General features: G+C 68.6%; 2 protein-coding genes. One reads left to right on the top strand and one right to left on the bottom strand.

Annotated elements, in window-relative coordinates; all coding sequences use genetic code 11:
• A partial coding sequence (locus H926_RS0107375) for an FAD-binding oxidoreductase (protein WP_028657719.1) occupies positions 1-910 on the top strand: 910 nt, incomplete at its 5' end.
• An 18-nt stretch (positions 911-928) separates the two neighbouring features.
• Here the strand turns inward: H926_RS0107375 and H926_RS0107370 are convergent.
• Positions 929-2,730, bottom strand: a 1,802-nt coding sequence (locus H926_RS0107370) for a xanthine dehydrogenase family protein molybdopterin-binding subunit (protein ID WP_022675728.1), incomplete at its 5' end; no start/stop codon positions are given.

Here is a 2,730-nt window from a genome sequence, read left to right as displayed (position 1 = left end):
CTGTGCGGCCATGGCGCCGCTGATGGCGCAGGCCCTGCCGGCCTGGCGTGACCTGGTGGCGCGGATCGGCACCCCAGACTTGCTGCGCGAAGAAGGACATCTTGTCGCCTGGCATGATGCCCACGCTGCCGCTGCCGGCCGTGCCGCATGGCAGGCGGCCCAGACCGGCACGGCAAGGGTGGCGCGAGCCACCTATGAGGATGTCGCGCGCCTTTCCGCCCTGTGTGGGCAGCCGGTGGCGGGCGCTGTGCGCTTTGCCGGTACGGCGCAGATTGCCGATCTCGATGCGCTGCGCCAAGCGCTGCGCCATGCCTTTGTGGCGCGCGGCGGACGCCTGCACGCCGAGCGCGCGCAAGTGGCGATCGCGCATGGTCGGGCAGACATACCGGGGCTGGGGGCTGACACCGTGCTGGTTTGCGCTGGCGTGCGTGCCGCGCCCATCTTGCAAGGCCTGGGTCATGCGGTGCCGATGATTGCCGAGCGCGGCTATCACATCCGCGCCGACGCGCGCGCTTGGCCGGCCGATCTGCCGCCGGTGGTGTTCGAACAGCGCGCGATGATCGTCACGCGGTATCGCGACAGCGTGCAGGCGGCGAGCTTTGTCGAACTGGGCGACCCCGATGCCCCGGCCGATCCGCGCAAGTGGGAAAGGCTGGAGCGTCATGTGGCGGAACTCGGCCTGCCGATGGCCGGGCCGTTCCGGCGCTGGATGGGCTGCCGGCCGACGCTGCCCGATTATCTGCCGGCGATCGGCCGTTCAGCGCGCGCGGCCAATCTGTTTTATGCCTTTGGCCACCAGCACCTGGGGCTGACGCTGGCGCCGGCCACCGCGCACCTGATCACGGCGCTGATCGACGAAACGGCGCCAGCTGTGTCGCTGGCGCCGTTCGATCTTTCCCGTTTTGGCTGAGAATCAGGCGCGCCTGTTTCAGCTCAACGTGCCGATGGGCAGAGTGCGCACGCGCTGACCGCGCAGGCGCGACACGGCATTGGCCACGGCCGGTGGCACAGCGGGCAGGCCGGGCTCGCCGATGCCGCCCATCTTCTCCCCGCTTTCGACAATGCGCACGTGCACGCGCGGCATGCGATCGGGGGTGAGGATCGGATAGCCATCGAAATTGCGCGCCACGCGTTCGCCGTTCTTGTAGGCGGCTTCCTCGATCAGGGCTTGCGACAGGCCGAGCGCCACGGCGGAATTGACCTGCGCGGTGATGATGGCGGGGTTGACGATGCTGCCCGGATCGATCGCCTGCCACACATCGTGCACCTTGACCTGGCCATCGGCGATCGAGACTTCGGCAATGGCCGCCGTCTGCGTGCCGAAGGGCGAGGCCATGGCCATGCCGCGGGCGCGGGTGGTGCCATCGGGCGCGGTGAACGGGCCGCGCTTCCAGCCGCCGGACAGATCGACCACCGCTTTGAGCAGCGTGGTCAAGCGGGCGTTGCCCGAGAGCAGGTGCAAGCGCACAGCATAGGGATCCTGCCCGCCCTTGTCGGCCAGTTCATCGAGGAAGGCTTCATAGAAGAAGTCGTTCATCGAATTGCCGACCGACCGCCAATAGGCCACGGTGGTAGGGCTTTTGACGAAGATCTGGGCAATGCGCTTGTTGGGCAGGGCATAGCTCTTGCCCGCCAGCCCTTCGAGCGCGGTGGGATCGATTTCCCCGCTGCGCTTGTCGGCAATGCCCTCCCTCGGGCCTTCGGTGGCGCTCACCGCCTCGATCGCCAGGGGCATGCCGCTGGCATCGACCACGCCGCGAAACCGCACGGCGGCCATCGGGCGCAGCGGGTCGCGCAGGAATTCCTCTTCGCGCGTCCAGATCAGCTTGACCGGGGCGTTGACGCGCTTGGCCAGTTCGATCGCCTGGGGATAGGGATTGCCCTTGGGATAGAGGAAGTGGCGGCCAAAGAACCCGCCAAGCAGGGGCGAGTGGATGCGGATCTTTTCCGGCGGCAGTCCGGACGCCTTGGCCACTTCGGCCAGGAACATGTCGGGCGCCTGGTTGGGGAACCACATGTCGAGCGTGCCATCGGCGTTGAACCGCGCCAGGGCCGAGGGCGGCTCAAGCTGGGCATGGTTCAGGTATTGGCTGTGATAGGTGGCGCTGAGCGTGCCCTTGGCGCCGGCATCGGCAAAGGCCTTGGCAACGTCGCCGGTGCTTTCGGCCACTTCTTCGGTGCCCTGCACCGTGGCGAGATGGGCGGCGTGGTCTGCCGTGGAGAAGGTGGCCGGCATTGGGCGATAGCTGGCCCCGGTGGGCTCAACCCAATCGACCTGGGCGGCTTCCACCGCGCGGCGCGCGTGCCAGAAACGCGGCGCGACAACGGCGACCGCGCCATCGAGGACATGCACTGAATGCACGCCCTTCATCGCCTTGACGGCTGCCTCGTTGCGGATTTTGCCAACGGCGAGGCCCAGGCGCGGCGCATGCTGGACGGCGGCGTGGAGCATGCCGTCGACCTTGCTGTCGATGGCGAACTGCGCCTTGCCGGTCGATTTGGCGCGCACGTCGAGCCGGGCCTGCGGCTTGCCGATCCAGCGGAAATCCTTCGGGTCCTTGAGGGTGGGCGGCGTGGTCGGCGCGGGCAGATCGAGCGCGTGGGGTGCCAGTTCGGCATAGCTCAGGCTGCGGCCCGAGGCCTGGTGCACGACGCGGCCGGGCTGGGTGCTGAGCGCGCTGGCCGGCACCGACAGGCGTTGCGCGGCGGCCTGGATCAACATGGCGCGGG

This window comes from Novosphingobium sp. B-7 (genome assembly GCF_000410615.1).
GTDB classification, from domain to species: domain Bacteria; phylum Pseudomonadota; class Alphaproteobacteria; order Sphingomonadales; family Sphingomonadaceae; genus Novosphingobium; species Novosphingobium capsulatum.
This window is presented reverse-complemented; position numbering and strand designations above follow the sequence as displayed.